Annotated in this window: 10 protein-coding genes; 9 read left to right on the top strand and 1 reads right to left on the bottom strand. The window is 47.7% G+C overall.

The window, feature by feature from the left end; all coding sequences use genetic code 11:
• Positions 1-251: 251 nt before the first annotated feature.
• Positions 252-479, bottom strand: a complete 228-nt coding sequence (locus P1P89_22255) for a hypothetical protein (GenBank protein ID MDF1594243.1) — start codon at positions 477-479, stop codon at positions 252-254.
• A 172-nt stretch (positions 480-651) separates the two neighbouring features.
• Here P1P89_22255 and P1P89_22250 point away from each other — a divergent pair, with 172 nt between their 5' ends.
• From P1P89_22250 to P1P89_22210, 9 genes are all read left to right on the top strand, one after another.
• On the top strand, positions 652-963 hold the full coding sequence (locus P1P89_22250; protein ID MDF1594242.1) for a hypothetical protein: 312 nt from the start codon (positions 652-654) through the stop codon (positions 961-963).
• Between the two features lie 163 nt (positions 964-1,126).
• Positions 1,127-1,534 (top strand): hypothetical protein, encoded by a 408-nt coding sequence (locus P1P89_22245; protein MDF1594241.1) that lies wholly within the window; start codon positions 1,127-1,129, stop codon positions 1,532-1,534.
• Positions 1,535-1,605: 71 nt separating this feature from the next.
• Positions 1,606-2,217, top strand: a complete 612-nt coding sequence (locus P1P89_22240; GenBank protein ID MDF1594240.1) for a DUF1071 domain-containing protein — start codon at positions 1,606-1,608, stop codon at positions 2,215-2,217.
• Positions 2,214-2,981, top strand: a complete 768-nt coding sequence (locus P1P89_22235; GenBank protein MDF1594239.1) for a hypothetical protein — start codon at positions 2,214-2,216, stop codon at positions 2,979-2,981. The genes P1P89_22240 and P1P89_22235 overlap by 4 nt, the downstream gene beginning before the upstream one ends.
• Positions 2,982-3,013: 32 nt before the next feature.
• Positions 3,014-3,490 carry a hypothetical protein gene (locus P1P89_22230; GenBank protein MDF1594238.1) on the top strand — a complete coding sequence of 159 codons (477 nt, stop codon included), beginning with the start codon at positions 3,014-3,016 and terminating at the stop codon, positions 3,488-3,490.
• A gap of 131 nt (positions 3,491-3,621) precedes the next feature.
• On the top strand, positions 3,622-3,948 hold the full coding sequence (locus tag P1P89_22225) for a hypothetical protein (protein MDF1594237.1): 327 nt from the start codon (positions 3,622-3,624) through the stop codon (positions 3,946-3,948).
• On the top strand, positions 3,939-4,211 hold the full coding sequence (locus P1P89_22220; GenBank protein MDF1594236.1) for a hypothetical protein: 273 nt from the start codon (positions 3,939-3,941) through the stop codon (positions 4,209-4,211). The genes P1P89_22225 and P1P89_22220 overlap by 10 nt, the downstream gene beginning before the upstream one ends.
• 179 nt (positions 4,212-4,390) lie before the next feature.
• Positions 4,391-4,540, top strand: a complete 150-nt coding sequence (locus tag P1P89_22215) for a hypothetical protein (protein MDF1594235.1) — start codon at positions 4,391-4,393, stop codon at positions 4,538-4,540.
• Between the two features lie 29 nt (positions 4,541-4,569).
• Positions 4,570-4,734 (top strand): hypothetical protein, encoded by a 165-nt coding sequence (locus P1P89_22210; GenBank protein ID MDF1594234.1) that lies wholly within the window; start codon positions 4,570-4,572, stop codon positions 4,732-4,734.
• The last annotated feature ends 141 nt before the right edge of the window (positions 4,735-4,875 follow it).

Raw genomic sequence — 4,875 nt, 5'->3', positions numbered from 1 at the left:
CTTATTGTCTCTGGTGTATGCGATGTACCATTTTTCGAGTTTCATGCTGTTCTCCTTGGTTTAGGTTTGTGGCGTTTCCGGCCCTCTTATGATTTAAGTATATACCTAAATCTAAGCCAAGTCAAGCATGAAAAACGTATATCTATAAATTATTTTCGGGGTCGGTAAGTTTAACAAGCCAATAAACCAGACCCCGAACAATTACGCGTGAACTCGTGCGCAATCAGGGGCGGGGTCTGGTTATCTGATCGTTAAATCCCCGCCGCCTTCCCGATCCGCTTAATCTTCTCAAGCTTTGGGCCGGGTATTGACGCGTGGCCTGATTCGTATTTCCGTAGCATACTTAAACTGATCGTAACCTCAAGCGGCTCTTTCGTGTTGACCAGTTCGACAAACCCCGCCGCGTCGCTCCCGGTGAGCATTTTTCTGATATGCTGTATCTGACACCCGATTTCTTGTTGAAATGATGTTTTAGTCACGCTTTATACTCCACTAGATTGTTTGACTGTGTTTTGATTATATTGAGACGGTTTAACCATGTCAAGCATAAATTTATCCTCGGCATGGAAACTTTTTTCTTGACACCCCAGCCCCGTCTAGATAGATTATTGAAAAAGCAGTGGTGCATGATAAACCAGGAGGAGGGCTGAAATGAGCTTAGATATCTTGTTCACATCAATCTTCAGTTTCGCCTTGGGATCGGCTGCAACGATCCTTGCATGGTTTTTAAATTTACTCTACGGCAAATGGGACTGGCCGGATAGCAAAGCGCTGGACTATGCAATCATGGCGATATGGCGCAAGCGTGGCCAGAAGCTAACCTTCCATGAAGCGGATTTCATTCTGTTCACAGTCAACCGGCTACGGAACGGCGGAACGTGTGGCGGAACGGCGATGCAATCTTATGATATTAACGGGGATGACCGGCGAGATCGCCCTTGTAGTGGAATTTTCCCAAGATAGGAAAATAAACACTTGCGTGAATAAAATGATCGGTTAAAATGCGGAAGGATCAAATGAGACGGCGAAACCTCATCAAAACAAATAGCTTTTCTTTATCCCCTAGCGGGGAGAGCCCTTCCAGATTTCGCCGTCTTGACTGCTCGAACCGTTTAGGGGATTTTTTATGGCAACTGCCAGACAACTTGAATACCGTAAATTCCTTAACTCTGAAGCATGGGCTAAAATCCGCTGCGACATTATCATGCTCAGGGGTAGCCGGTGCGAAGTTTGCCAAGTTGACAAGAAAGTTGTTAATGTCCACCACCTTAATTATGACAAGCCTTGGGGTGAAGAGGAAGATAACGATCTGATTGTCCTTTGCCGTGAATGTCACACCACGGAACACGGCATAAAAAACAAAAAGAAAAAGACTCGCAAGAAGAGTAAGCAGGATAGAAAGGTTGCCCGGAAAGATCGTCGTCACAAGAAGAAAACAAAACCGAAATGGAAACAGGCGCAGCCCTATAAGTGCAAAATGACTATTGAAGAATTAAGGGCAAAGTCTCGGGCTATGGATCTCAAGGGGTCTTGATACCAGTATGCTTAAATAAAGAATTAAGTAATGGAACAGGGATTGATTAACGATTTACAGGAGGGAACAAAATGAGCGAGAAAGAAGCGAAGTATGAAACCGTGAACTACCATATTGACTTGCTGGCCGTCAACGTCAACGAGCACACCGAAAAAAAAGCCAACCTGACATATCTTTCATGGGCCTGGGCCTGGGCTGAGGTGATAAAGCGTGACGTGGGTGCTAATTATAAATTCCTACCAGCCCAGATGTTCGGCGCTACTATGATGGTTTTCTGCGACGTTACAATCTTTGGCAAGACCATAACCGCATACCTGCCGGTCATGGATCACCGGAACAAGGCGATTGAAAACCCGGACGCATTTGCCGTCAATAAGGCGATGATGCGCTGTCTTGCTAAAGGGATCGCCTTGCATGGCCTGGGTCTTTATATCTACGCCGGCGAAGACTTGCCGGAGAGTGACGATGCGGATCGGTCAAGCACACAAGACAAAGCGACTGAAACACCTAGCTTGACCGCACAACAAGCCAGAGATCAGCAAGGATGGATCGCTGCCGGGATCGCTGAAATAACCGCCGGTCGCAATCCCGCTGAATGGTGGAAGGAGTTTGGCGAAAAGGTCAAGGCGGATTGCACGGTTGACGGTGCAAAAGAGGTTTACAACAAGGTGGTTAAAAAATGAGCACTGTAATCGCAAAAGAGGGGGGCCATTGGTACGACCGTAAAGGTAATCCCGCTTATACCTATCTGAATAAGAAAGGTGAAGAAAAGCCGACCACACTCAGGCAAGCCAGGATGCTTAACTTTTACCCGTCCGTCACCACGATTATGAAGGTGAAAGCGCAACCGGGCCTTGAAATATGGAAGCAAAATCAAATATTGCAGGCTGCCGCCACGCTCCCGGCTATCGAAGGCGAATCAACCGACGACTGGTGCAAGCGGGTTATCGCCGATGCCGGTGAACACGGCAAGGCGGCGAGGGACAAAGGTACAGCAATCCATAGATCAATTGAGCGGTTCTTTATTGGCCTGCCCGTCACAGAGTACGGTAAGGAAGTTGATAAGATTGTTACATTGTTATCTGAGTTGAACATCGCGCATATTGAAGCTGAAAAGTCTTTCTCGCATAGTTCAGGGTATGGCGGAAAGATTGATTTTGTTGGAGAGGATATTGCGGGGAACCCGGTTGTTATCGACTTCAAGACAACCGACTTTAAAGACAAAGGCAAAAAGCACTGGCCGGAAATGGTTATCCAACTAGCCGCCTATGCGCAAGGGATCGGTAAAACAGACGCCCGGTTGATTAATGTATTCATTTCCCGGAATCTTGCCGATCCGGAGGTAGACTATTACGAATGGCCCGCCGATGAAATAAGCAAGGGGCATATTCAATTCAAATTATTGCTGGCTTTATGGCAATGTGAGAAGGGATACGTACCAGAATAACCCACCCTGTGCGGTGAACTGGAGGGAACGACGTGGGAACTGACGTAATAGGACAATTCGACGGCAAGCATTCAATCGTGTTCATGCCGGAAGAATCCGAATCTCTGCAAGCTGAATACAAAGCTAATCAACTGGTCAGGTGTAAAACTACACGGCAGGGGCAGGCGATCGGCAAGGTGCTCGAACAGTCTAATCTCCTACACGCATGCTTCAAGCTGGTAGCCGAGAACTCCGGTGATACTAATCACGCTACGATTGACGCGGTAAAGATGGCCTGCAAGATTGACATTGACTTCCGCGACCCTCGCTATTGCTTTGTTCGACCAGACGGCGGGGTACAGCTTGCATACCGTTCTTTTTCGATCTACGGGCCGAACGCGCTTAAAGGGGCAGAGCGTGACGCTACGGTAAAAAAAGCGTTTAATTGGGCCGCTGAACGGCTTGGGGTAACAGTTGACAGACTGGTTGAGGTCGCGCAAGAGCGGATGGCCCAGCGGTCAGCCGAATAAAGGCATCAGGCCGGCGCTAGTCGGCAATAAAATAATTTATCCAACTTGCATAAAAAAACTTATTGACACTGTTTACCACACATGTTATTTTACCCATGGAATGCGATACACATTTCAAAGGAGGGTTTAAAATGAATTACAAGAACAGTGAAGGCGAGCAGGTTTTTACAATATCCATCGAATCAGACGAAGGCGGCTCCATAACCGCTATCGTCATGCCGGTGGTCAGTGGCCTTGCCTGCCCGGTCGAGGTGGTCGGCGAGTACACAAAGGGCGACGTGTTTGATCCTTGGGGCCGCCCGTCCCCGGATGATTTTGAGGTTGAACAGGTCAGGATTTACTACACGGATGAGGATTTTTTGACAATCCCCTTGGCAGCTATTTACTCCGAGGTGTGGGCGATTGAAAAGGCCATTGTCGAGTATATCAACGACATTGAGGGGTCGTCATGCAAATAAAAAAACACAACGGCGGATTGAAAATCACCGTACCGGCCCGAGAAATGAAAGACTTCGCCCTGCTGCTGGACTATGCCATTATCTATAGTGTTCCCGGCTCTGTGACACGGGAAATGGCGATCGCCCTCAGCCGGGAGTATGTTGGCAGCCATGTTTATATTGATTCGCCCGATAATATTTGCCCTGAGTGCGGCACGGCTGCCGCCCACTGTGACGCTACATGCCGGGGATGTAAGCGCAAGATAACTTTTGTCCCGTTTTAAGTAATTATGAAAAATCAAATCCTAGTTAACATAAAGAAAAAATTCGGCTGGTCAGGGCTGGAATACTGCAAGCGCCGTGGCTGGGAGTACCGAACTTTTATCGGCTTGTGCCATGGGTATGCAAAAGGGTACGGGCGGATAAGTTCGGGAATGATTAAAACCATGCAGGAGGATGGAGTATGGCGGGAATCACAAGACTAATTGCCGAGACGGTTCTGCCCTGGATACTGGTTGTTGTGCTTGGCACTATGCTTTTTTCAATGTTTTGCTCGGCACTGGTTGATGTATCTGATAACCGGGCTGAGGCGGTGAGGTCCATGGCGCAGTAATAAGCAGGCCGTCACAAAAGGATATATCAATGAAACTTTCAACTGAACACAAAAACCGGGCAATGCAGGCATTAGAAGAAACCAAGCGCCTTCTTGCTAAAGAATTGAAATACATGTCTGGCCATCAGAAACCAGAGATGATTGAAAGCTACCGCAAGCACATCGTGAAGCTGGGGGGCATGATTAATGCTTGATGACGAACTGGCAGAGAGCTCTGAGGCAATGTCCCGACACAGGTTTAACCCTAAATTGAGGGAACAAATCGTTGGCTTGCTGCGCAACGAAAAAGCCAAAGACATGAGCAACGAGGAGATAAACCGCTGCACGAAATATAG

This window comes from Desulfobacterales bacterium, from assembly GCA_029211065.1.
Lineage (GTDB): Bacteria > Desulfobacterota > Desulfobacteria > Desulfobacterales > JARGFK01 > JARGFK01.
The sequence above is the reverse complement of the archived record's forward strand: the minus strand, read 5'-3'. Positions and strand labels throughout refer to the sequence as shown.

What these genes read in the sequence shown, in the direction of transcription:
- P1P89_22250 (MDF1594242.1), top strand. Translation starts at nt 652, where the DNA reads ATGAGCTTAGATATCTTGTTCACATCAATCTTCAGTTTCGCCTTGGGA.
- P1P89_22245 (MDF1594241.1), top strand. Translation starts at nt 1,127, where the DNA reads ATGGCAACTGCCAGACAACTTGAATACCGTAAATTCCTTAACTCTGAA.
- P1P89_22240 (MDF1594240.1), top strand. Translation starts at nt 1,606, where the DNA reads ATGAGCGAGAAAGAAGCGAAGTATGAAACCGTGAACTACCATATTGAC.
- P1P89_22235 (MDF1594239.1), top strand. Translation starts at nt 2,214, where the DNA reads ATGAGCACTGTAATCGCAAAAGAGGGGGGCCATTGGTACGACCGTAAA.
- P1P89_22225 (MDF1594237.1), top strand. Translation starts at nt 3,622, where the DNA reads ATGAATTACAAGAACAGTGAAGGCGAGCAGGTTTTTACAATATCCATC.
- P1P89_22220 (MDF1594236.1), top strand. Translation starts at nt 3,939, where the DNA reads ATGCAAATAAAAAAACACAACGGCGGATTGAAAATCACCGTACCGGCC.
- P1P89_22215 (MDF1594235.1), top strand. Translation starts at nt 4,391, where the DNA reads ATGGCGGGAATCACAAGACTAATTGCCGAGACGGTTCTGCCCTGGATA.
- P1P89_22210 (MDF1594234.1), top strand. Translation starts at nt 4,570, where the DNA reads ATGAAACTTTCAACTGAACACAAAAACCGGGCAATGCAGGCATTAGAA.